General features: G+C 65.2%; 13 protein-coding genes. 12 read left to right on the top strand and 1 reads right to left on the bottom strand.

Annotation, left to right across the window (positions count from 1 at the left end; genetic code table 11):
• Window positions 1–31: 31 nt before the first annotated feature.
• The 6 genes from llg_RS20960 to llg_RS20935 all read left to right on the top strand — a co-directional run bounded on the left by llg_RS20960 (window position 32) and on the right by llg_RS20935 (window position 10,378).
• A complete protein-coding gene (locus llg_RS20960) occupies window positions 32–2,281 on the top strand; it encodes an NPCBM/NEW2 domain-containing protein (RefSeq protein WP_338287003.1) in 2,250 nt (749 codons plus the stop codon).
• Between the two features lie 429 nt (window positions 2,282–2,710).
• Window positions 2,711–6,355 (top strand): hypothetical protein, encoded by a 3,645-nt coding sequence (locus tag llg_RS20955; RefSeq protein ID WP_338287002.1) that lies wholly within the window; start codon window positions 2,711–2,713, stop codon window positions 6,353–6,355.
• Window positions 6,356–6,363: 8 nt separating this feature from the next.
• The gene (locus llg_RS20950; RefSeq protein WP_338287001.1) at window positions 6,364–7,137 is read left to right on the top strand and encodes a hypothetical protein; all 774 of its coding nucleotides are present in this window, start codon (window positions 6,364–6,366) and stop codon (window positions 7,135–7,137) included.
• Between the two features lie 72 nt (window positions 7,138–7,209).
• Window positions 7,210–7,986, top strand: coding sequence for a hypothetical protein (locus tag llg_RS20945; RefSeq protein ID WP_338287000.1), 777 nt, complete (start codon window positions 7,210–7,212; stop codon window positions 7,984–7,986).
• A 96-nt stretch (window positions 7,987–8,082) separates the two neighbouring features.
• Complete coding sequence (locus tag llg_RS20940) at window positions 8,083–8,280, top strand: hypothetical protein (RefSeq protein WP_338286999.1); 198 nt, start codon at window positions 8,083–8,085, stop codon at window positions 8,278–8,280.
• Window positions 8,281–8,626: 346 nt separating this feature from the next.
• Window positions 8,627–10,378, top strand: coding sequence for an SbmA/BacA-like family transporter (locus llg_RS20935; protein ID WP_338286998.1), 1,752 nt, complete (start codon window positions 8,627–8,629; stop codon window positions 10,376–10,378).
• A 391-nt stretch (window positions 10,379–10,769) separates the two neighbouring features.
• Here llg_RS20935 and llg_RS20930 read toward each other — a convergent pair whose 3' ends face one another.
• Window positions 10,770–13,790 carry a discoidin domain-containing protein gene (locus llg_RS20930; RefSeq protein WP_338286997.1) on the bottom strand — a complete coding sequence of 1,007 codons (3,021 nt, stop codon included), beginning with the start codon at window positions 13,788–13,790 and terminating at the stop codon, window positions 10,770–10,772.
• Between the two features lie 357 nt (window positions 13,791–14,147).
• Between llg_RS20930 and llg_RS20925 the strand changes: the two genes are divergently transcribed.
• From llg_RS20925 to llg_RS20900, 6 genes are all read left to right on the top strand, one after another.
• Window positions 14,148–14,678: an RNA polymerase sigma factor gene (locus llg_RS20925; protein ID WP_338286996.1), complete on the top strand. Its 531-nt coding sequence runs from the start codon at window positions 14,148–14,150 to the stop codon at window positions 14,676–14,678.
• A complete protein-coding gene (locus llg_RS20920; protein WP_338286995.1) occupies window positions 14,665–15,135 on the top strand; it encodes a hypothetical protein in 471 nt (156 codons plus the stop codon). Before llg_RS20925 ends, llg_RS20920 begins: the two co-directional genes overlap by 14 nt.
• The gene (locus llg_RS20915) at window positions 15,135–15,944 is read left to right on the top strand and encodes a PDZ domain-containing protein (RefSeq protein WP_338286994.1); all 810 of its coding nucleotides are present in this window, start codon (window positions 15,135–15,137) and stop codon (window positions 15,942–15,944) included. Before llg_RS20920 ends, llg_RS20915 begins: the two co-directional genes overlap by 1 nt.
• Before the next feature lie 460 nt (window positions 15,945–16,404).
• Entirely contained in the window at window positions 16,405–18,123 is a 1,719-nt protein-coding gene (locus llg_RS20910; RefSeq protein WP_338286993.1) for a GreA/GreB family elongation factor, read from the top strand.
• A gap of 124 nt (window positions 18,124–18,247) precedes the next feature.
• Window positions 18,248–19,543: a phosphopyruvate hydratase gene (gene eno / locus llg_RS20905; protein WP_338286992.1), complete on the top strand. Its 1,296-nt coding sequence runs from the start codon at window positions 18,248–18,250 to the stop codon at window positions 19,541–19,543.
• A 400-nt stretch (window positions 19,544–19,943) separates the two neighbouring features.
• A complete protein-coding gene (locus llg_RS20900; RefSeq protein WP_338286991.1) occupies window positions 19,944–24,506 on the top strand; it encodes a Calx-beta domain-containing protein in 4,563 nt (1,520 codons plus the stop codon).
• The last annotated feature ends 2 nt before the right edge of the window (window positions 24,507–24,508 follow it).

Raw genomic sequence — 24,508 nt, 5'->3', positions numbered from 1 at the left:
CGGCGGTGCCCTTCACGTAAACCCGATCCGCATGATTCGTTCGATTGCATTATTCGCCAGCTTGACCACCACCACCTTCGCCGCCGTGCCGGTCACGGACGATGACATCGTGATGGGCTCCCAATCCCACGGGGAGCTCCACCGCGATGCCTCCGTGGAGGGGAAACCGCTCACCATCGTCGGGAAGACGCACGCCACCGGCCTCGGTACCCACGCCACCTCGGAGATCCCCGTTTCCGTACCTGCGGGTACGGCCCGCTTCACCGGCGCCGCCGGAGTCGATGACTCCGCGGGAGCGGGCAAGGGATCGGTGAAATTCCGCATCCTTTCCGGCAATGCCGTGCTGTGGGAGTCTTCGGAAATGAAGTCCGGCGATGCTCCCGCGGCCTTCGACATCGCGGTGCCAGCCACGCTGCACCGCAAGATCTACCTCCAGGCCGATGACCTCGGCGACCACGACTTCGACCATGCCGATTGGGTCGATCTCGCCTGGGTGGCGGGGGAGGGCTCCGCGCTCAAGCAAGGTGCCGTGCTCGATGGCACGGCGTTCGGGCTGAAGCCCGGCACCGAGGACGACCAGACCGCCGCCATGCGCACGGCCATCCAGGCGCTGCGCGAGGCTCCCGGCTCGACCTTGAAGCTGGCGAAGGGAGAATACCACTTCCACGCCACCGGCGCGCTCCAGCGCCATTTCCATATTTCGAACCACGAGCAGCCCGAGTGGCATTCCGTCAGCATCCCGCTGGTGGACCTCCAGGGCATCACCCTCGATGGCCAGGGCTCGACGTTCATTTTCCACGGCGATCTCCTGCCGATGCTCATCCAGGACAGCACCAAGGTCACCGTGAAGGGCATCGGCCTCGATTACTCGATCCCGCATCACTCGCAGGGCGTCATCACCAAGGTGGATGGCGAGGCCTATGAGGTCGAGGTGGACCAGAAGAAATACCCTCACGAGATCCGCAACGGGTGGTTCTTCTTCACCGGCGAGGGCTGGGGCAAGGCCGACGCCGGCACGGGCATCATCTTCGACGGCAAGACCCGCGGCATCGTCGCGGGCACCAGTGATTACGGTTACAAGGGCAAGCTCACCGAACTCTCGCCCGGCCACTACCGCGTCGAGAAGAACGTCGGCAAATCCGGCATCAAGGCCGGGGATGTCATCACCTTCCGACAGAACATCTGGGTCAGCCGTCCGCATCCCGCGGTCACCCTCTACCGCGCGAAGGACACCACCCTTGATGAGGTGGCGATTCACTCCGCGCAGGGCATGGGCCTGCTCGCCCAGCGCAGTGAGAACATCCACCTCACCGGCGGCGGCGTGTTCCCGCGCAAGGAAACCGGCCGCTACTTCAGCACCAATGCCGACGCCACCCACTTCTCGAACTGCAAGGGCGCGGTGATCGCGGAAAACGGCCACTACGAGGGCATGATGGACGATGCCATCAACGTCCACGCCACCTGCCTGCGCATCGAGGAAAAGGTCGATGCCCGCACGCTGCGCTGCAAGTTCATCCACAACCAGGCCTTCGGTTTCGAAACCTTCCTGCCCGGCGAAACGCTCCAGTTCATCCAGGCGAAGTGGCTCACTCCACGTGATCCGCGGAAGGTGAAGACCGTCCGCCGCACCGGCGAGGACAGCCTCGTCATCACGTTGGACTCGGATGCTCCCTCGGACATTGGCAAGGGCGACGCGATCGAAAACCTAGACTGGTTCCCGTCCGTCATTTTCCGCGGCAACCTCGTCCACAACAACCGTGCCCGCGGCTCGCTCTTCACCACCCCGAAGCCGGTGCTGGTGGAGAACAACCGCTTCGAGGACATCGCCGGTTCCGCCATCCTGCTCGCGGGCGATGCCAACGGCTGGTACGAGAGCGGTGCCTGCCATGACGTGGTGATCCGCAAGAACGTCTTTAAGGACAATCTCACCTCCCGCTTTCAGTTCACCGAGGCCCTGATCTCGTGCTACCCGGAACTGCCCGATCTGAAGGGGCAGACCGAGTACTACCACCGCAACGTGCGCATCGAGGACAACACTTTTGAAACCTTCGATGTGCCGCTGGTCTTCGCGATCTCGACCCAGGGTATCAGCTTCCGTGGCAACAAGGTCACCTACAACGACAAGTTCCCGTCGTGGAAGAAGCCGCCGTTCATTCTGAACCGCTGCGACAAAGTGGACATCGCCAACAACACGGTGACTCGCGATGGCAAGCCGGTGAAATGGACCGCCGCCGACGTGAAGACCAACCTCTGCCCGCCGGACGCGGTGAAGGTGAAGTGATCCAACGGTCATCCGCGGGATGACTTGGAAACGGGGCGTGTTGCGGATCGCGGCACGCCCCTTTTTCGTTCGCAACGTAGCTGAAAGCTCCTCTTTCAGAATGTAGTGGGAAGCTCCAGCTTTCCCTCTTCGGGGGTGGATATCCCTTGGTCTAACAGCCCCCGCCAATGGAGCTGGCGGATACGATCCGAAAGTGGAGCTTCCGGCTACATTCCTCCCAAACGCGGCACCGGCCCCCAATAGTCACCATGTTAACCGGGTGCTTAACAGGTTAACTGGGCCGTGAGTGGATGAAATACTCACATTGCACCTACATGCTCTCATGAATGCTACCCATCCCTTCCCGAGTTGCGAACCGGGTGCCGGTCCGCGTGTGGCAGGGATGAACCCCCAGTCCGCGGCGATTCCCGTCTCCCGCGGTGCGAAGCCATGAAAGCCCATTTCCTGCCCTTGCCTGCCCGCCGCCGCCGGCGTGGCTTCTCCCTGATCATCGTCCTGACGATGATGATCTTGCTTTCGATCCTTGCGCTCGGCCTGCTTTCGCTCGCGAGCATCAGTCTGCGTACCAGCGCTGCCAGCGCGGACATGGCCACCGCCCGCGCGAACGCGCGCCTGGCGGTGATGATCGCGGTGGGCGAGCTTCAGAAGAGCCTCGGCCCGGACCAGCGGGTCACCGCTCCCGCCGATCTCAAACTCCCCGCCGCCGCCTCGCCGAAGTGGGTCGGCGTGTATGGCAACCAGGTGAAGGCGGACTATTCCCAGGCCCCCGGCGCGCTGCCCGCGAAGACTTGCGATCCGGTGCTGCTGAACTGGTTGGTCAGCGGCAATGAAGCCTCCTCGTTCACTGCCTCCACCGATACCACGAGCTTCGGCCAGATCACCCAGCCGCCCTCCGCCATCCGTTTCGCGCCCGACGCCGGGGTTTCGAACCTCACCGGCTCCGGTGATCTCGGCATTGGTGGCAGCAAGGCGGCCCTGTTGGTCGGCGGGGGCTCCACCAACGTCTCGAGTGCCGCCGCGGACTACGTGGCCGCGCCGATCGTGGACCTTGCCGATGCTTCCTCGGCCACGCCGCGTGGCGGCTACGCCTGGTGGGTGGGTGACGAGGGCATCAAGGCCCGTGTCGACCTGCGCGACAACCACCGCCAGCAGACGGCGAACTCCGAGGTCGAGAAGGCGAAGGCCTACAGCCTGGTGACTTCCCAGCGCTCCGGCATCGAAATGATGCGGAGGGATGCCAGCCCGGATGGCAAGATCGGGGATTCCTACGACCCCGCCAGTCTGGCGTTGCCGAAGGTCGTCACCACCCGCCAGCTCCCCTTGCTTGATGCCGGGCTCGCCGACGCGAATGTCCTCAAATACCGCTTCCACGATGTCACCGCCTGGTCCCGCAGCGTGATCGCGGACAGCTACGCCGGCGGCTTGAAGCAGGACGTCAGCGCCATCATCAACAGCGGCTCCGGCCCGTCCGACTCCGATCCGCTGTTCACCCCGCAATCGTCCGGTGAATTCGGCCTGCCGACCTGGGGGCATGTCCGCAGTTGGGCGAAGCGCACCGTGCCGCTGTCCACCACCCTGGCCGCCATGCCCGCCTCCGGCGTCCAGCCTTACACGCCCACCCAATCCCGTTTCGGCCCCGTCGTCATGTGCGCCTCGCTGGCCGTCGGCCTTGCCCAGGATTCACCGGGAGTGCTGCGGGTGAAGCTCTATCCGATGGTGGTGCTGTGGAATCCCTACTCCGTCACCATTCCGGAAAAGGACTTCGAGATCGGTTTCGGCGTCCGCCGCGGCGGCTCCGGTCTGATCAACCTGGAGCTTTCGAAGGCCTCCTCGCCCGGCACCTTCAGCTCGATCGGGAGTTTCTCGCTGACCGGTGCCGATGCCGGGCTGACCAGCGGCTCCAGCAGCACCGCGTTCTTCCGCTTCGTCGTGAAAGGCAGCGAGATCCCCGCGGGGGAGAGCCATCTTTACCTCGCGGATGACGGTGGCGGTGGCACCACCCCGTATGCGGCCGGCTCCTCCCGCCTGGTCCGCGCGCCGGACACCCAGCCGATCGGCCATGCCACGCGCTGTTTCAACACCACCCGCACCTTCAACTACGATCCCCTCCAGTATCCCGCGGGCAGCTTGTTCCGTTTCAATGGTGCGGTGGTCATCGGCGACCTGACCGCGGGCGACCGCTTCGAGGTGGTCCTCACCAAGCCCGGCGAGCTGGCCACCGGCTTCAGCGCGACCACGCCGGTCTACCAGGCCCTGCTCGATCAGGGGCTGGGGAATTACAATTACGGCACTGCCGCGGGCAAGTCCCTGGCCTCGCTCACCACTCTCTCCTCCCAGCCCTATTGGGGCATCCGCTCGGTGCTGATCATGCGCGGGAACGGCGCGATCAACTCGCAGTGGGGCATCATCGGCGCGATGAACCAGCCCGGTCAGGCGAAGGGCCAGCAGGCGAACCGTTGGCTGGCCAGCCAGAACCCGCTGGCCCCGTATGTGAAGCGCACCGCGGTCGAGAAGACCTGCCAGCGCGGCGTGTTCTCGCACGGCTGCATCTACTCATCCGAGTATGAAGGAAACTCCACCAACATCGTGCGGATGTATTCCGGCATCACCAGCATCGGCGGCGCGGGCCAGGCCCACCTCGCCGGGGTCGGGGCGGAGGAGTCGACTCGCTCGCCCGGCATCATCCTCGACGTGCTGCCGCCCACGCCATCCAGCTCCTCCGCGCCGCTGCTGATGTCGCTGGGCCAGCTCCAGCACGCCCAGCTTTCCGCCTATGTCTTCTCGCCCACCTACACCTTCGGAAACTCCGCGGCGGCGGTGGGCATCCCGCGCCTCCAGCAGATGGTGCCGGTCCAAGTCGCACGCCCCGGCAACAGCCCGACCAACTACGAGGACCCGCTCTACGACCTGCCATGGCACCTGAACCGCGCGCTGTGGGACCGTTACTTCGTTTCCGCCACTCCGGCCACAATCAGCCAGGCGGAGATCGACGCGGGCCGCGTCCTGCCGAACGCCCGCATGACCTATTACACCGGTGGCGAGCACCCGACCCCCGCCACGGTCCAGTCCTCCAGCGCCAATGCCATTGTGGAAGCGGCGGCCCACCTCATGGTCAATGGCGGCTTCAACATCAACTCCACTTCCGTGGACGCCTGGCGCGCGGTGCTCACCGGCACCAACAAACTGACCGTGCCGGCGGAGCTGGCGAACCCGACCTACCAAACCACGCCGCTCAACGCGCCGATCGCCCGCTTCTCCCGTGACGTGCGGGTGAGCGACGCCAGTGATGCCAAGGGCACCACCAACATGTGGGGCAGCAGCGGATCCTATAACAACCTCTACCGCGGCAACCGCGAGCTCGCCCTGTTCCGTGAATCCTCCAGCGGCGAGAGTCCGGCCGATGCCCAGGCCCGCCTGCACCGCGTGGCGCAGAACCTCGCCGAGAAGATCGTGGCGGAGATCCGCCTGCGCGGCCCGTTCCTGTCGGTCTCGGACTTCGTGAACCGCCGACTGGTGGCGGACGACAGCAGCAATGCCACGCCGCCCACCTCGAGCAGCTCGGAGAAGAGCGCCACCGGCATCCGCGGTGCCCTCCAAGCCGCGATCGACAAGACCGCCACCACCGCCGATCCGGTGAACAAGGCCAGCCTCTTCGGCGGCATCGACCTCATGTCCACCGGCGCGCACCTGAATTGCGCTATCCCGTCCTGGTACAAGGAGCATTTCGCCGGTTGCCCGCTGTCCGAAGCCGCCACCGGCCCCGCGAGCAGCAACGACGCCGGGGCTCCGAAAAGCCTGACCCAGGGCGACCTGCTCTCGACTCTCGGCCCGCAGCTCAGCGCCCGCTCGGATACCTTTTCCGTGCGCGGCTACGGCGAGGCCCGCTCCAGCGATGGCAAGACCGTGACCGCCCGCGCTTGGTGCGAGGTGGTGGTCCAGCGCGTGCCCGATTTCGTCAGCCCCTCCGATGCCGCCTCCGTGGCTCCGAAGAACCTCTCCGATTCCCTCAACAAGACTTTTGGCCGCCGCTTCGAGCTGGTCTCGTTCCGCTGGTTGTCTCCCAAGGAAGTTTAACCCGTCCCATGAAAATCCCCGCACTCATCGCCTGCGCCGCCGTCCTGCTCGGCATGGTCGCTCCTGCATTCTCCCAAGACGCCGCACCTGCCTCGTCGCCCGAGGCATCCCCGAAGCGCTACCTCCGTTTCACCGCCCTCGGGAAGTCTGTCAGCGGCGACGTGTTCTACGAGGCCGGTGGCCAGAAGGTGCCGGTGTTCGCCTCCGCCGGGTGCTTCTCCCAGCCGCTGCCGCTGCCGAAGGACAAGGCGCTGCACCTCTTCCGCGAGATCCCGCCACCGCCGAACGCGCCCGCGGGGGCGAAGCCGCAGCGCCAGGAAGTGGGGGCCGTGGAGATCACCGAGGGCACCAAGCTGCTCGTCGTGCTGGTGCCGCCGCAGGACATCACCAAGGAGAAGATCCAGGGCCGTTCCTACAAGGACAGCTACCAGAGCCACGGCGGCCGCACCGCGCGGGTGTTCAATGTCTCGCCGAAGGAGATCCTTTTCCGCAGCGGCCAGAAGGGCACGCTCCAGCTTGAGGTGGGGGGCAATGGCGTCGTTCCATTCGAAGCCGTGGCCTATGGCTCCGCCGCCTACCAGATCGCCATCCGTGGCACCACGGCCGATGCTTGGAAGCTGGCGGAAAACGCGGAGGCCGCGGCACCGTCCAACTACCGCTTCTTCATCTTCGTGGCCGAGGTGATCGATACCGATGGGAAGAAGATCATCACCTCCGCCGTGATCTCCGATCCGGTGCCGGAGAACTCGAACGAGGACACCAGCTTCGTGAACGCCCACTGAGGGACGGAACTGGCGCGAAAAAATTCCAGCAGGATCTCCGAATAAATTCCCGAATACTTCCGTCCATCGTTCATGAGACCGATGGGCTGGATCGTACCGGGTATTTTGGCAGTGGCTCCCATCGCGTCCGCGGAGATCGACGGCCGGGGTTATTTGGTGAAGGTGCCTCAGCTCACCACCCTCAATCACCGGACTTTCCACACGGTGAGCATTCTTTCGAAGCGTCCGGATGGAGTGAGCATCCTTCACTCCGAAGGAGCCGCCCGCATCCCTTACGAACAGCTTCCCGCCGATCTGGCCCGCCAGCTCGGCGGCTTTGAGGAGGACAAGGCGCTCGCCTTCCGATCCGCCGATCGACTGGACCAGGCTCGGGCGGAGCGGGAAGGGGACCGCCGTTTCCGGGATGCCCTCGCCCGGCTGCGGGAATCGTGGCGGAAACAGAAGCAGGAGATGGCCCGGCAGGAGACGACATCCGACTCCACCTGGGTCAATCCGCTCCACCTGCCGCCGCGGCCGCTGACCACCGCGTCGGTATCCACCTCGGGGAATAGCTACGGAACCTACACGCCTGAGACAGTGACCGTGGTGGTGTCCAATCCAGTCTCGTCCACCTCATCCTGCGAGCCCTCCTGCCCGCCGCCACCGCCACCGCCCTGCAAGCCTTACACGCCCTGCGCGACCAACGACTACCCGCAGCCGCGCCCGCCGGTGAATCCCTGTGCCACCACCGACCGGCCGAAGCCCCCGGAACCATCCTCGCCGCCGCCTTCTCCTCCCTCTCCGCCGCCCTCCTCCCCGCAGCCGTCTTCCGCTGGAGGCGTCCGGGTGATGCCGCTTTCCACCCGGTAGACCGGTTGGCATTCCGGCCAACAGGACCGGCGTTTTTTGTCGAAACGAATCGGTTGCAAACGCACCGATCCGGCGCTTGGTTGCAAGACCATGAACATGCCACAACCCGCAGGGTCGCAGCGGTTCCGGATTTCGGGGGATTTTCCCTATGCCTTCGATCAATTGATTCCGAAAGGCACGAAAATCTCCCATGAACAGGGATCGACGACCCTCGCTCGCGATTCGATGCTCACGCTGAAAGCTCCGCTGGGCGGGGACCGGTTTGAGATCGAGCTCCAGGAAGTCCGCGCGTGACGCAAGACCGCGCGGAATCCGTCATGACCACCGGGAGGGTGCCCAGCGCGCCCGCCCGGTTTTTTTATGCCGCATGGCGCTGCCGCTCTTCCGGGGAGAGGGTCGGGGCTTTCGGAACCTTGCGCCAGATGGGGGCGAGGTGGGTTCCGCCTTCATGGGAATCCCACCCTTGATCGCGTGGGTTGTAAGTTAGGCGGGCGGGGTGTTCGCTGGACACGGAAATAAAGCCGAAAAAGGCTTCCATCTTTTGAAAGAAACGTCCATGAAAGGACGTAAGGAAAACTTAAGAACTTTCTCTGCAAATGCCTTGGCAGAGGGATTTCTTTCGTCCATAACAGATACAGCCATGAGTCTGGGAAAGGTTAGAATCGACCGCCTCACCCGGAAACGCTTCATGCAAGTGGTCCGGAGTTTCCGCCAGTCCGACGTTGGCGGGAAGGGGCAGCGGCTATTTTTCCTGCTGCTGACCCTGATGGTGGTGATCGGGGGATTGAACGTACTGAACAGCTACGTGGGGCGGAATTTCATGTCCGCCATCGAACAGCGCCAGCCGGAGGATTTCACCCAGCAGGCGATCCTTTACATCCTGGTGTTCGCGTTCACCACGGTAGCCGCGGTGTGGTTCCGCTTCTGCGAGGAACGGCTCGGCCTGCTGTGGCGGGAATCGCTCACCCGCCATTTGACCCGCGCCTACCTGACGCACTCGCTGCGCAGCCACGGTTCGGAAAAGGTGGCGAACCCGGACCAGCGCATCGCGGAGGACGTGAAGTCCTTCACCACCACCACGCTCAGCTTCGTGCTGCTGCTGCTCAATGGCACCTTCACGGTGATCGCGTTTTCCAGCGTCCTGTGGTCGATCAGCGCCCTGCTGTTCTTCGTGGCGGTGCTCTACGCCTCGGTGGGCACGTTCATGGCGATCCGCCTGGGCAAGCCGCTCATCGGGCTGAATTTCCGCCAGTCCGACAAGGAGGCGAACTTTCGCTCCGAGCTGGTGCACCTGCGCGAGCACGCGGACGAGGTGGCGCTGACGCACAACGAGCCGCTGTTTGAAAACCGCCTGTCCCAGCGCATCACGGACTGGGCCGCGAACGCACGCCGCATCATCGCGGTGAACCGGAACCTCTCGTTCTTCACCACCGGCTACAACTACGGCATCCAGTTGCTGCCGGCGCTGATCGTCGCGCCGATGTTCTTCGCCGGAAAGGTGGAGTTCGGCGTGATCACGCAGTCGGCGATGGCGTTCACCACCCTGCTCGGGGCGTTCTCTCTGATCGTCACCCAGTTCCAATCGATCTCCACCTTCGCGGCGGTCATCACCCGCCTGAGCGAGCTGGCCACCTCCATCGAGAACGCGGCGGAGCGCCCGAAGCGGGCTCCGATCGAGATCCGCCACGAGCCCCGCAGGCTGCGCTTCGAGGCGCTCGACCTGCTGGCCGCCGACACCGGCGCGCCGCTGATCCGCGGTCTGGAGCTGGTGGTGCCGGAGCGGGCGAACATGCTGGTGAACGGCAGCAACGGGCCCGCCCGCCACGCCTTGTTCCACCTCCTCGCGGGGGATTGGGAGCGCGGCGAGGGCGCGGTGGTGATGCCGGAGGTGAACCGGATGATGCTGCTGCCGGAGCGCCCGTATCTGCCCACCGGCACGCTGCGCCAGATCCTGCACGTGGAGGGCGGCGATTTCCGGATCAATGACCTGCGCACGAACCAGGCGATCCGTTTGCTGGGACTCGGCGAGACGCTGGCGCGCGTCGGCGGCATCGATACCGTCCGCGAGTGGGGCGAGGTGCTTTCGCTGGAGGAACAGCAGCTTTTCTCGTGCGTCCGCGCGATCGCCGCGAACCCGGACTTCATCATCTTCGATCGCCCCGGCACGACCTTGAAGAAGGATGAGCTGGCCCGCGTGCTCACTGCCTTCCGGAAAATGGGCCAGGGTAGCGTGACCTTCGGCGGCACCGGCGAGGCCTACGAGGTCTTCGACGCGGTGCTGAAGATCAACACCGATGGCACCTGGACCTACGCCCCGCAGATCCGCGCGGTGGAGGATGAGGAGGAGGAGCCCGTGCACGTGGTGCCGCTGGACAGGGCGGCGCGGGGGTAGTAGCGCGAGGCTCCTGCCTTGCGTGCTGGTTGATCAGCGGAGTACCTCGCGGGTCCAGTTCGCCTTTGAAGGGCTAAGTTGATCGACATTCAAAGAGGCGATCGGTGTCTCTGATTTGGAGTGCGGCGAGCTATCGCCGCTTTGAGCGGAGGCGAGTCATCGCCGGGGGCAACACTTGCATTCGCCAACCCGCTCCCTCGTTCCAGAACCACCTCCTCTCTAGCGCCCGCTCCTATTCCACTACTCCGCTGCAAATCCGGTCGATTCTCTCCAGCACCCAAAGCGGCGATGCCTCGCCGCACTCCATATCCAGAGCCCCCCAGCCCCTCAAGGGGCGCCCGGGCCTGCACGGGTGTCCGCGGGTTTCCCACACGCAAGTTGGAAACTTGCGCTACTTCACCTTCACCACTCCATCCGCCGGGACGGGGTGGGGCTTGCCGTTGACGAGGATGCGCTTGAGGTGCGGGGCTGCGGGCAGGCGGATCTCGATGCCGCCGTGCGGGGGCATGGCGAGCGGGGCGATCTCCAGCTTCCACTCGCCGCCGGTGATGCGCAGCGAGTAAGTGAGGGAGCCGTAGTAGGTGGCGAGGTTCTCCACGCCATTGGTGCGGGCGTGGGCGAACCATTCCAGCGGCAGGCCGGCGGCCAGCACCAGCGTGTCATCGGACGCGCGCTCGTAGGCGAAGAGGGCGGCGAAGCCGTAGACATACTCCGCGCCGATCCACGAGTGCGGGATGTCGCCGAAGTGGCCGGGGCTTTCCGGGTCCTTCCAGGTGATCTCGGGCCACTGGTTCCATGCGCGCGGCCGGCGGTCCGCCAGCAGGAATCCGAGCAGCTCGTGGGCGTCCTCGCGGCGGCCCAGTCGGACCAGCGCGGAGACGATGCGCATTTCATACGCGGAGTAGTTCGTCCACAGGGTCTCGCCGGAGACCTTCTTGCGGAAGCCTTCCAGGTATTTGTCGAAGGTGGCGGCCAGCCCCTCGCAGGGCAGCACGCCGAGGCCATCGAGCAGCATCACGGCCACGGCGGTGGCGGAGGGATCGAAGTCCGCCCACTCCACCGAGCCGGGGACGTAGGGAATGTCCCGTAGTTCCATGGTGGCGCGCAGCGATTTCGTCACCGCGTCCACCATCGCCTCGCCGAGCGAGCGGATGGCCTTCACCTCGCGCTCCGGGCGGTCGAGTTTCTCCGCGAGGCGGGCGATGTCGAGCAGGCCGCGGATTGCCCAGAAGTCATCCCAGTAGGAATGGACCGGGTGGGCGAGGTAGCCCTCATGGCTGGCGGATTCCGGCAGCAGGCCGCGGAACGGGCGCTTCTGCGGGTCTCGGTAGCCCTCGTCCGGTCGACGCTCGCGCAGGGCGCGGGTCAGCGCAATGCACTTCTTCACCGTCGGCCACAGGGTTTCGGCGAATGCATTGCCCGCGCCGAAGCGGTGGCACTCCGCGATGCCGTGGAGCCACTGGCCCTGGCTGTCGTACTCGATGAGCCAGTCCGCGCCGTTTTCATCCACGCAGCACGGCACGAAGCCATCGTCGCGCAGGAACGGGGCATACCAGCGGATGAAATCGAAATAGGCGTGGGCGGCTCCGGCGCGGGCGAGCGCGCCGCCCATCACCACGCCATCGCGGATCCACGCGCGGTTGTAGCGGCGCGGGCCGGGATGGAGGGCGGGGCCCTGGCGGTTCACCAAGATGTGGGCGGCGGCGGTGCGCCAGGCGTCCACCGCGTCCTCCCAATCCGGCGGCACGTCGAACTCGACCGAGCCGAGTTCATCCTTCCAGGTTTTCCGCGAGCAGGCTTCCCGGCACGGCACGTTCGGGAGATCGGCCAGCGGGGAAAACGGAATCCCCATCCGGCGGACGACCTTTTCGCCCGGGGCCAGCTCGAGATCGAAACTGAACACGGCCTCCGCCCAGCCGAGTGGGTCGGTGGTGCGGCTGGCGGCGGGCACTTGGTTCTCGCCGAGCAGGGTGACGAGGCGGCCGGAAACGAAGGGCTGGCAACCGGAGGCATCCGGCGGATCCAGCGCGAGGATCTGGCGCTCGCCATTCAGGCGGCATACCCGATCCTCGATCTCCACGGCGTGGATCGGACTCTTTCCGCCGAGTTTCTGGTAGTGCTGCCACGGCGGGGTGGCTTGGAACGGGCGGATCGCCACGTGCAGACGCGCGCGCCGCGGGCGGCTGCCGGTGTTCTCCACGGTGTAGTCCACCACGGTGCCGCGGCACAGGTTTCCGAAATCGCAGGGCGTGGCGAAGGTTTCCAGAGTGAGGTCGCCGCATTCCCACGTCACCCGCGGCATCGGCATCCAGCCGTGGTCCAAGGTCTGCACCGGCCGGGTGTCCGCCCAGGTCCACAGCCGCTCGCCATCGTGGAGGAAAGGTTCCAGCGAGGGACCGGCGGTATCGGTTTCCACCAAGCCCTCCTCGTTCATCATCGACCTCGGGCCGCCCTGCGGCGAGCCGACCGGGGTGAGCAGCGTTTGCCGGCGCTGCCAGTACTTCGGGAACGCGCCCGGCGCGGACTCCGCCGCCACCGCGTGCAGGAACTCGTCATCGGAGCGGGAAAACTCCGCGCCCTTCCACTCGATCCACGAAAGCGCGGCCCCGGCCCCGAGTTTCAGACGGATACGCCGCGTTTCCGGAGCGGGGAGGGGGACCGGCGTCAGACGGCCATGAACGCCCTGCAGATCGAGCAACGGCCGCCAGGAATCGCCGTGGAAACTCTCCACCAGCACATCGCGGGCATGGCCGGGCACCCAGTGCAGGATCAGCCCGCCCAGCTCGCGGGTGCGGCCGAAGTCCAGCTCCACCCATGGCGCGGGGTCCTCCGGCGAGCTGTGCCAGGGATTCCGGCTGGAAGGATCGCGCAGCGCCTTTGGGTCGCCCGAGGACGCCTGGCAGGCCACCGGCACCAGCGCGCCGGTATCGACCCACTCGAAGCGGTCGATCAGCAATTGGCCCGCGCCGCCGCTGCCCGCCGAGATCACGAACTCGATCGCACCGATCTCCTTCGGCACGCCGCCACCGGCCGGGCCCCAGGCGAAGGGCATGTGGCTGGCCGGGATCACGATTTCCCGCCAGCGGTGGTTGGTTTCCAGCGGTTCCTCGGTCCAGCGCCAGACGTTCGCGCCGGTGGGGTCCACGATCTTGAACTCGAAGCGGTTCGGCGGCACCTCGCCGCGCAGGCGGAACCGGAACTCCCAAGTTTCCGAGAGCTTCATCGGGATCTCCTTGCGGGCGACCACGAAACCGCCGCCGCCCTTGAAATCGAAGCCCATCCGCAGCGCCTGGCCGTGGCTGTTCTTTTTCGCGTCGATCTTCAATTCCGCCAGACCGGAGGCCACCGCCATCCACGAGGCGGGGCTCTCGAAATCGTCCACGGTCACCGGTGTTTCCTCATGTCCAGCCACTCGATGAGGCTAACAACGGATGTTTGGAAATGGGAAGAGATTCCTGAGCGGGCGGGGTGGGGGATTCTGATGTGGAGTGCGGTGAGCGATCGCCGCTATGGGCGGAGGTGAGCCATCGCCGGGTGGGAGCGTGCTATTGTCAGATCGCTCCCTCGTTCCAGAACAGCTCCTGCTCTGGTTCAAGCCCTTGCTCTGGATTCCCCCGCATCCCCGTCGATGACTCTCCGGCACCCAAAGCGGCGATTGCTCGCCGCACTCCATATTCAGAGACGGAGACCATCCCCTCATTCCCAGCGGTTTGGGATTTCTGGAAGATTTTGCAGACAAACGGGGGACCTCGCGGCATTTTCCCCATGAATGGCGCACGCTCTCGCTACCGAATGGAAACAATGGTTGGCCGACAACGGCCCCCGTTTGCTTCTGTTCGCCCGCGGCTGGAGCCAGTGCCGTCAGGACGCCGAGGACCTGGTCCAGGAGGCGATCCTGCGTCTCTGGAACTACCAGGCCGACAAGGGGGCGACCCCGCCGGACCTGCCGCTCGCCTTCTCCACCATCCGCTTCTGCGGCCTGAACCACCACCGCTCCGAGACCCGACGCCGCAACCGCGAGGAGTCCGTAATCTACCTCAATGACTTCCAAGACGTCTGGCTCGACCCGGCGCTCGAGGAGGACGAGGAAGCGGTGTTCCTGCGCGATGCCGTCCAGCGGCTGAGCCCGAAACTGCGCGAGGTGGTGGTGATGAAGACCTGGGGCGGCCTGACCTTCGCCGAGATCTCCGAAACCTTGGCGATCTCCCCGAACACCGCCGCGTCCCGCTACCGCTACGCGCTCGACCAACTTTCCCACGAACTTCGCCGCCTCAAGGAGGAACGACATGCAAACGCCTGATCCCATCGAAGCCGCCCTGGCTCGCCTGATGCCGACCGCCATGAGCGTGTCCGGCCAGCGCTCGATCGAGGAGATGCTGGACGGTCTGGCCGCCGAGCTGCCCGCCTCCCCGGTCCGCCGGGCGCGTGGCCCGCTCATCGGCTTGGCCGCCGCCGCCGTGATCGCCGGACTGGTGGCCGTGCCCGTGCTTTTCAATCCCGCCTCCGCCCCGGTCACCGGCCGCCCGGCGCTGGCCACCACCCGCGGGGCCGATGGCATCCAACTGGTGGAGGAATCCGACCGGGTGGAATCCATGTCCGACGAGGGCTGGGTGGCGAATCCCGATGGCTCCGCCATGCAGGCCGTGCGCGTGCGAGTGGTGGGGGAAAACACCCTGAAGGACCGCGAGACCGGCTACACCGTGCGGGTGTCCGAGCCGCGGGAAGAGACCATTTTGATGCCAGTCAGCTCGTTCTGATGAAAATCGCCCGTTTCATTCCCCTGATGATGTTTCTCGGCGGCGCCCATGCCGAGGATCCGCAGGGTGGTGTCGCCCTGCCGCCGAGCACCGCCCCCTTTCCGGGCGTGGAGCGGGATGCGGTGCGCGCCCAGAAGCTGATGGAGGGTCCGGCGTGGCTGGGCTTCAATGTCTCCAAGCCGGATGATAGCACCCGCGCCCACCTGCCGGACCTGCCAGCCGGGATGGGCTTCGTGATCCAGTCCGTGGAGGCAAAGGGGCCTGCCGAAAAGGCCGGCCTGCGCGCGCTCGATGTGGTGTGGAAGTTTGGCGACCAGTTTCTGGTCAACGAGGGCCAGCTCGCGGTGCTGCTCCGCCAGAAGCACGCCGGGGACGTCGTTTCACTCGCGGTCTTCCGCAGCGGCAAGGCAATGGACATCCCGCTCACCGTGGGGGCCTTCCCAGTGAACCGTCCGCTGCCGATGGGCCCGGTGGAGAACGCCATGCTGCGGGAGGATGACGGGGTGATCACCCGCATCATCAACCGCGAGAACCGCACCGCCAGCCTGGCGGTGGAGGACGGCAAGGCCTCCCTCAAGCGCATCCCGGATGGGAAGGGCTACGAGCTGGAGATCACCGATGCCACGGGCGAATTGATTTTCAATGGCAACCTGCCTCCGAACTGCGATGTGACTGCCGTTCCGGAAGCCTGGCGTGGTCGGGTAAAAGCCCTGCGCCGCGGCCTGGATGTGGCCCTCGATGGCCGCATGGAAAGCGTCCGCCCGCCGCGCCCGCGCGTGGTGCCGCCGCCGGATCGTCCGGAGGAGTGAGCCTTCAGGTAGCACAAGCATTCTTGCTTGTGGGTGGGGGCGCTCGCGAAGTCGCGTGCAGGTCGTGTCTGCCTTTGAGTGGCCAGCTGCCGGTGGTCGGTGAAGAGAGGGCAGTCCCCCGGAGCGCTCCCCCTCTTCTCTGGGCACTGACCTCCAATCACTGATCACCCGTCGGCGGACTGGGCCTGCATCGGCGTTCGTGGATCTTCCCACGCGCAAGTTTGGAAACTCACGCTACTTCGCCTGCGGCGGTGCCTTGGGCGGCCCCCATTTCCCCACCCATGGCATTTTAACCCGTGAATGCTTGCGTTTTCGGCGGTCGCTTTCCATCTTCCGCCGCATGCATCCCGATGTGGCAAAGTTGGTTGAAGCCGGACGCATCCCAAAACCGGTGGGAGAGCGCCTTACCCAACTCTCGCCCGGAAGTTTCTGTATCCATAAGTCCTGGGGTGCCGGAAAGGTGATCGAGTGGGATCTCCCGGCGAAGAAGGTGGTGATCGATTTCGAACGTTCCGCCGCCCAGACGATGGAGCTCCAGTTCGCGTTCCAGAAGACCGAATGGATCCCCGCAGAAGACTTCCGCGCGAAGAAGGTGGAGCAGCTCGAGGAGCTGCGCGCGCTGGCGAAGAAGGACCCGGTCGAACTGGTGATCCACCTGCTGGACAGCCACGGCGGCTCCATGACCGGGGACGCGCTGGAGAAAGAGCTCTCCGGGGCCGTGATCGCTCCCGATGATTTCAAGAAATGGTGGGATTCCGCCAAGAAAGCCCTGCGCGAAAGCCGCCGGGTGGTGGTCCCGCAGAAGCGCAACGAGTCCCTCGTCCTGCGCGGTGGCGAACGCACTCCGGCCCAGGAGCTGGTGGCGGATTTCGAAGCCGCCCGCGACCTGAAGGGCATGATCAAGGCGCTCGAGGCGATCGCCGCCGACATCGGCGCCTTCGCCAACGACCAGGATTCGCTCCGCCAGCTTCTCGTCGACATCGACGAAGGCGCGCGCAAGTCGTCCCGCGTCCAGCTTGGCCTCTCGCTCCAGCTCCTCGCTGCCCGCGATGAAGTCGTCGGCACCGCTAAGGCTCTCGAACTCGATCCGAGCGCGGTCCGTATCTCCGACCTGCTCCAAACGGTGGACGCCCAGCGTCTGTCCGATGAAGTCGGTCCGCTGCCGTCCAACCGCCAGCGCGCCATTTATGAAGCCTTCCCGGCCGCCTATGGCGAGGCCTGGGTGGACCGCATCGTGCAGGTCTTCGATCGCGTGGGTGCCCGCGGTGTCACGGAAATCGCCCGCCTGCTCGTCGAGCGGAAGGAGCTTCTCGCGCTGGGCCGCCACCTGCGGTCCGCCATCGCCCGCCGCGCCCTCGGCCCGGACGCGCTGATTTGGATCTGCCGTGAGCGCAATGGCTCCGCCATCGAGGTCTTCAGCCCGGAGGTCGGTGCCTCCGTCCTCAACCTGCTGGAGAACGACCACCTTTCCGACGGCCCGCGCAAGACCTCCCGTCTGCAGACGCTCCTCACGGAGGACAAGCAACTGCTCAACGATCTGGTCACGCTGATGGACATCAACGAGGCCCGCAATTTCGCCCGCCGCATGCTGGAGTGCCCGGTCTTCGGCGACCTCGAGAAGAAGTCGCTGATGGCCCGCGTGATCAAGGCGAAGCCCGACACCGCCGAGCTTGTCTCCGGTGAGAACAAGAAGCGCGAGGAGGAACTCGTCGTTTCCTGGGATAGCCTGGAGCGCAAGAAGGCGGAGCTGGATGACATCATCCGCGTCCGCATCCCGCAGAACACCAAGGACATCTCCATCGCCCGCGAATACGGCGACCTGCGCGAGAACTTCGAGTACAAGTCCGCGAAGGAGTACCAGAAGTTCCTCGGCAACCGCAAGGCGGAGCTCCAGAAGGACATCAGCCGCGCCCGCGGCACCGACTTCAAGGGCTCCGACGCCAGCGCCGTGAACATCGGCACGATCGTCACCTTCGCCGATGCCGCCGGCAAGGAGATCGTCTACACCGTGCTCGGTGCCTGGGACTCCGATCCGGAGAAGAGCCAGCTTTCCTATTTGTCCGAACTCGGTGCCTCGTTCCTCGGCCTCAAGCCGGGTGATACCGTCGAGGCACGCGATCCTGTCACCGATGAGAAACGGACGCTCACGGTCCGTTCCATCGCTCCGTTCAATCCCTAATTGAAGAAATGACTAATTCCTAAGCCCTAATGACTAATGGAAGAGGGGAGCCAGCATGGAGCCCTCTTCTTCATTTAGTCATTAGGATTTAGTCATTAGTCATTTCTCTTCCTCACCACCACTCATGGACTACACCACCATCGTTGAAATCCGCGGCCGCGAGGTCATCGACTCGCGCGGCAATCCCACCGTCGAAGTTGACGTCGTCCTGGACGGCGGCGCTGTCGGCCGTGCCGCCGTGCCCAGCGGCGCCTCCACCGGCGAGCACGAAGCTGTCGAACTCCGCGACGGCGACAAGAGCCGCTACCTCGGCAAGGGCGTGCTGAAGGCCGTCGAGAACGTCAACAACCGCCTCGCCCCCGCGCTCCTCGGCTTCGACGCCACCGAACAGGCCGCCATCGACGCCGCCATGCTCGCCATCGACGGCACCTCCACCAAGAAGGAGATCGGCGCCAACGCCATCCTCGGCGTTTCGATGGCTGTCGCCAAGGCCGCCGCGCAGCAGATCGGCCTCCCGCTCTACAAGTACCTCGGTGGCCCGAACGCCAAGGTCCTCCCGGTGCCGATGATGAACATCATCAACGGCGGTGCCCACTCGGACGCCCCGATCGACTTCCAGGAGTTCATGATCGTGCCGGTCGGCGCCCCGACCTTCCGCGAAGCGCTCCGCTACGGCGCGGAAGTGTTCCACTCCCTCAAGAAGGTCCTCCACGACCGCGGTCTCTCCACCGCCGTCGGTGACGAAGGTGGCTTCGCCCCGAACCTCGGTGGCGCGGAAGACGCCCTCGGCGTGATCGCCCAGGCCATCGAGAAAGCTGGCTACAAGCTCGGCTCGGACATCTCCATCGCCCTCGACGTCGCTTCCTCCGAGTTCTTCGATGCTTCCAAGAACGCCTACGTGTTCAAGAAGTCCGATGGCTCCGTGAAGTCCGCCGAGGAACTCGTCGCCTTCTACGCCGACCTCCAGAAGCGCTACCCGATCATCTCGATCGAGGACGGCTGCGCCGAAAACGATTGGGCCGGTTGGAAGGTGCTCACCGACAAGCTCGGTGGCTCCACCCAGCTCGTCGGCGACGACCTCTTCGTCACCAACACCGAGTTCCTCTCCAAGGGCATCGCCCAGGGCGTCGCCAACTCCATCCTCGTGAAGGTGAACCAGATCGGTTCGCTCACCGAGACCTTCGACGCCGTCGAAATGGCCAAGGAGAACGCCTACACCGCCGTGCTCAGCCACCGCTCCGGTGAGACCGAGGACGCGACCATCGCCGACCTCGCCGTCGCCACCAACTGCGGCCAGATCAAGACCGGCTCCATGAGCCGCTCGGACAGAATCGCGAAGTACAACCAGCTCCTCCGCATCGAGGAGCAGTTGGGCGACGACGCCATCTACGGCGTCCACAAGCTCAAGGTCCTGCGCTAAGCAGGGCGGGGGATGCCACGTCACGAGGCGTCCGCCATTTTTCAAAAAGCCGCACCCGGAAACAGGTGCGGCTTTTTGTTTGGGCCTCGCTCCGTTGCCAGCGATCAAGGAGTGGCTTCTTTTCGGGGAGCCACGTTTCCGGGCGATGATCCTTTTCCCTTTGCGTTCGGAGGCTTCCGGGTGCCGGAGGTCGCTGGGCGAAAGGGTGTCCTTCCGAGCATGGCGGATCGAAATCCGCCACTCCTTTGGGTGCCGCCGCGGATCCATCATTTCATGCCCCACGCCTCAACTCCCCGCGTCGATCCGTTATCATTTCGCGGTGGAAAATTGCATCCTGCATGACTCCGATGTAACAACATTCCACTTGCCTAACGGCTGGAAATCCTGCATTTCCGCCGCGATGTTCCGCCCCGGATTGTTGTTGCGCCGCCTCGTCGTGTTTTTCGCCATCGCTTGTGGTTCGGCCGGGGCGGATGTCGTGCCCGGGCTCCAGCCCCGGACATTGGTTTCGCCGCTGGGCTCGTCGGTCTATGACGATTGGTCGTTCTACGATGGACCGCTGCAGCGGGTGGGCACGGGGAAGCGGCTCATTCTGGATCCCTCCATTCCGGCGTTGACCGGCGAGGCGCACTCCGCTCCGGAGGGAGCGTTCACTGGTCTCTATCTCATCGCCGCCACGCCGACGCGCCTCTTGTATGCCCGCAGTGCTCCGTCCGGCCCGAGCCCGGTGGAGCTCCGCAATGCTGCGGACTACTCGCTCATCGGCCCGGTTACCCTGCCGGACGGTTGGGTCTGGGGTGGTCTTGAGGCCGCTCTGCGGGCGGAGGCCACCGGCGACAATATCGTGGCACGGATGGTCAGCCGCATTTCCACCACCGAGCCCACCCGCCGCGAGATCGGCTGCGCCCTCATCGATCTATCCGATGGCAGCATTCCCCGTGTAATCAATCTCGGCCTGGCCCCGGCCGGGATGGTCACCTACGTCACCGAGCTCAAGATCAGCTCCACCCGCGTCGCGGCAATCGTACGCGCGTCCGGGAACAACTTCGAGCTCCGGCTCTACGACCGCTCCAACGGCCTGCGCACCGGACGCTCCAGCGTCCCTTCCTACGCCCGTGTCATCGCCATGTCGGATGAGTATCTCTTCCTCTACGACGGCTCCTACCGCATCACCTCCGCCAATCTCGCCACCTCGTCCGTCATCTCCGTGGGCGGCAACACGATCAGCAGCTATGATGTGGGCGGGGCCTTCCGTGGCGATCACTTCTGGCTCAGCTCCCCCGGCACGTCGAATGCCACTCGCTACCGGCGTTTCGATCTCTCGAACCTGATGCATCCCGTGGTCGTGGACGACCTTTCCTTTCTGCCGGACACGGATTCCGTCCTGCGCTACGTCCCGCTCTACGGACCGGACTGGTTCGCCCGCTTTCACCCCGGTTCCCGCTTCGATGCGGCGGTGCCCGCCACCGTGGATTTCTACGATCTCTCGGAAAACGCCTACAACCACCTGCCCATCGCGCGGGTGTCCGCCGCTCCGGCCCGTGAACAGGGCCGGGTCATCACGGCCACCATCACCTTGGACAAGCCCTCGCCGGTGACGACGTCCGTGCGTCTGGTAACCTCGGATGCCTCCGCCCACGCCGGGCAGGACTACAGCGCCGTCGATCGCCGGGTCAGCATCCCGGCTGGTGCCCTTTCCGCCACCGCGGATATTCCGCTGATTGAGGATGACGTGATCGAGCCCCACGAGTCCTTTTCCCTCGGGCTCGTCGATCCCATCGGCCTGCGCGCCGCCACCGGCACCAGCTCCGCGGTCATTCTCGGCACCGGCATGGGTCGGTGGGAGCGTCCCTACGAGGCGCTGACCAATCCCGCGGACACGGCGCAGGTGGGCACTACACTCGGGACCGTGGTGGCTGCCACCGAGACCCGTCTCGCCGCCATCGTCCCATACGGTGCGCCGAATGCCGGGAAGCTCGCGGTCTTCGAGATGGAGACCCTCCGGCTGCTCAAGCTCCTCACCGTCTCCATCGGCGGCACCGGCTCGACCTATGACCTGGATGGGGGTGTCCTCCGCATCCTCACCCCGGGTTCCAGCGGCACCCAGTGCACCATCATCGATCTGGAGACGGGCACGCTTCTGGCCACCGGTTCCATCCCCGTCGTCCTCAGCAGCACGTATGGGGATTTTCCCCGCGCCTGGCTGGACAACCGGCATCTTCTTGTCCGCACGGCCTCCGCCGCCACCTGGACGCTTCATGACATCCAGGACTTCTCCGCCACCCGGGTTATTGATCAAGGCGTGGCCCACACCGCCACCTCCTCGTTCTTCGCCGATGCCCGCTACCTCGCGGCGGTGATTTACGTCGAGGATGATCCCACCGCGTTTTACCGGACCGGAGGGTGGTATCTGGCGCTCTACGATCCGGCCACCCTCGCGCCGCTGCGGAGGATTCCCCTGCCGCGGGACCGTGGCTATAACGCGGGAGCCGTGTGCCTCTCCAGCGATCTCGCCGCGGTCACCGGGGACGGGGTCATCACGGTGCTCGATCTCGCCACCGGTGCTCCGCTCTGGACTGAAGCCCTGGCTTTCACCTACTCGAATACGATTGCCCGCATGTGGATCCGGGGGGATTTCCTCGTCCGCAACGATCCTGGCACCGGATCGTATCAGGTGCGGGATCTTCGCAACGGCGGCCTCCTCGATCTCTACGCGCCTGGCGAGAACGTCGCGCTGGCGCCGAGTCCGGGCGGCCTCACCGGCGCGGGTTCGAAGAAGGTCCACCGTCTCCTCGCCACGCCCAATGAGCCACGTTTCGCTTCGGCGGTTTTCACCACCCGGGAAAACGTTCCGGCGACCGCTTCGCTGGTGCCGAACGAGCGCTTCCTGGGTGCGCGCTCCATCACGTGGACGGAAGCCCCGCGCTACTGGTATGGCGAGCTGCCCTCCGAGTTTCTCGCTGGCACCGCCACTGTCCAGCCGGCGAACGCCACCACCAACCTGTCCATCATCCCGGTCAACGACCGCGTGGTCCGCACTGACAATCGCACCGCAGTCCTCACCTTCACCGCCACCGCTCACCCGCGCGAGATCATCGGCACCGGTACCGGCACCGTCACCGAGGATGACGAGGCGGTGGAACTCCAGCCCTTTGCCGCCTATCCCACCTCCGATCCCGCCTCCAGACCGGAATTCTTCGCCGTCTCTCCGGATTGGATCGTCACCAGCAACGGATGGAAGACCCACGTCTTTTCCGCCGCCACCGGAGCCTATCTCCGATCCCTCCCGGACAACCCCGGCCCAGCGGCCTACAATGCGCTCGCTATCCGCGGAAACCGTGTGTTCGTCGCCTGCTCCTCGGCATCCGTCCAGGTGGGGACCCGCAGCTACCCGGGAGTGGGGGCGGTGTATGTCCATGATCTCATCACCGGGCAGCGCGTCGCGACGCTCTCGAACAACAACCCCCGGGAACACTTCGGGGTATCCCTCGCCGTTTCGGATCGTTGGCTCGCCGTGGGCGGTTCCACCCATCTCACCACTGGCACCTGGGCGACGAATGGCGGCACGGTCTCGATCTTTGACATGACCACGCTCAAGCGCGTGCTCTTGAAGACCTCAACGGTCATCGACTTCGGCCGGGCCATCGCCCTCCACGAGGATCGTGTCTACGTCGGAGCACCCGGTGCCAGCGTCACGCCCAAGGGAGGCTCGAAGCTCCTGAATGCGGGGAATGTCCAGGGCTTCGTCATTCCGAAGGGGACCGCCCTGCCATTGATCCTGCCGCCGGTGCCGGTACAAAGCGGCAACTTCGGCAGCCGCATCGCGATTGCCAATGGCAGGCTTGTGGTGATCCAGTCCTGGGGCTCACTGACCAGCGGATCGGGTTCCGGTTCCCTCCATGTTTACACCGTCCCGGACCAGTCGCTTGATCTCAGCTTGGCTGCGCTCGCGGGCACGAACGATTTCAGCTACCAGCCCTTCGCCCTTGGCGGGAATGTCCTCGCCTATGGTTATCCGCAGACGTTCTACGATCTCTCCACCAAACGGTTGCTCGGTTCGTGGAATTTCGGCCAGGACGCCTCCGGCGGGATGTGGAATACAAGCCTCGCCATCGAGAGCGGCTGGCTCTACTGGGTGGGATCGACGGTCTATCGCCGCGCGTTGCCGGTGTATCCAACGCCGCCCGTTCCTCCCGAGCCACCGCAGCCCTCGCCCTTTCCCGCTGGCTTCAGCGATTGGGCCGTGAACAGCCTCACCTCCTCCACGGATGCCGCCCGCCTGCCCGCTGCCGATCCGGATGGCGACGGGTTGGCCAATTGGCAGGAGTTCCTGCTCGGCACCTCTCCCGGCATGGGCAGCAGCCGATCTCCGTTCCTGTTCAAGAACGGGGAGTGGCTCGCCATGACCTATCGCCGGATCGACCCCTCCTACGGGTGGCCGGTTCACCCCGAATTCAGCTCCGACCTGATCCACTGGACCCGTGAGGTGCCGGAGTGGTGCCGGAGTGGTGCCATGTCTGGAGCAAGGGCGCCGCCAATGGGGTGGAAACGATTGAACTCGATCTCGAGACCGGCGCTGCCATCAAGGGCTGGGTGCGGTTCTCCTTCAGCGAGTGATCGCAGGGGGATTGATTCCATCGATGATGATGGTGGTTCTATCGATTTTGTGAATCTGATGTTCCGAGGTATGCTGCGCGCATACCCCATGAAACCCGCACCCGTTTCCCGCACCACCGTCCGCTGGATCGTCGCCGGCGTCCTTGTCTCGGCCTCCGTGGCGGTGGTGGCCGCTTGCCGCAGCGCCTGCGGCTCCGTCCGGAATCCGGAAGGCTGCCACCCGGTTCACGCAGCGCTCAAGAAGCTCCGCTGCTCCGCCGCCGAGGCGCGTGTGCGCCGCCAGCCTGTGGTCCCGCAGTCTACCTTCCCCACCACCGGCTGGGATGGGAATCTCGCGTTGAAATAAGG

It is taken from the genome of Luteolibacter sp. LG18 (assembly GCF_036322585.1).
In the GTDB taxonomy this organism is placed as follows: domain Bacteria; phylum Verrucomicrobiota; class Verrucomicrobiia; order Verrucomicrobiales; family Akkermansiaceae; genus Luteolibacter.
Note: the sequence above shows the minus strand (reverse complement) of the source record. Positions and strands in the feature narration are given on the sequence as shown.

What these genes read in the sequence shown, in the direction of transcription:
- llg_RS20960 (WP_338287003.1), top strand. Translation starts at nt 32, where the DNA reads ATGATTCGTTCGATTGCATTATTCGCCAGCTTGACCACCACCACCTTC.
- llg_RS20955 (WP_338287002.1), top strand. Translation starts at nt 2,711, where the DNA reads ATGAAAGCCCATTTCCTGCCCTTGCCTGCCCGCCGCCGCCGGCGTGGC.
- llg_RS20950 (WP_338287001.1), top strand. Translation starts at nt 6,364, where the DNA reads ATGAAAATCCCCGCACTCATCGCCTGCGCCGCCGTCCTGCTCGGCATG.
- llg_RS20945 (WP_338287000.1), top strand. Translation starts at nt 7,210, where the DNA reads ATGAGACCGATGGGCTGGATCGTACCGGGTATTTTGGCAGTGGCTCCC.
- llg_RS20940 (WP_338286999.1), top strand. Translation starts at nt 8,083, where the DNA reads ATGCCACAACCCGCAGGGTCGCAGCGGTTCCGGATTTCGGGGGATTTT.
- llg_RS20935 (WP_338286998.1), top strand. Translation starts at nt 8,627, where the DNA reads ATGAGTCTGGGAAAGGTTAGAATCGACCGCCTCACCCGGAAACGCTTC.
- llg_RS20925 (WP_338286996.1), top strand. Translation starts at nt 14,148, where the DNA reads ATGGCGCACGCTCTCGCTACCGAATGGAAACAATGGTTGGCCGACAAC.
- llg_RS20920 (WP_338286995.1), top strand. Translation starts at nt 14,665, where the DNA reads ATGCAAACGCCTGATCCCATCGAAGCCGCCCTGGCTCGCCTGATGCCG.
- llg_RS20915 (WP_338286994.1), top strand. Translation starts at nt 15,135, where the DNA reads ATGAAAATCGCCCGTTTCATTCCCCTGATGATGTTTCTCGGCGGCGCC.
- eno (WP_338286992.1), top strand. Translation starts at nt 18,248, where the DNA reads ATGGACTACACCACCATCGTTGAAATCCGCGGCCGCGAGGTCATCGAC.
- llg_RS20900 (WP_338286991.1), top strand. Translation starts at nt 19,944, where the DNA reads ATGTTCCGCCCCGGATTGTTGTTGCGCCGCCTCGTCGTGTTTTTCGCC.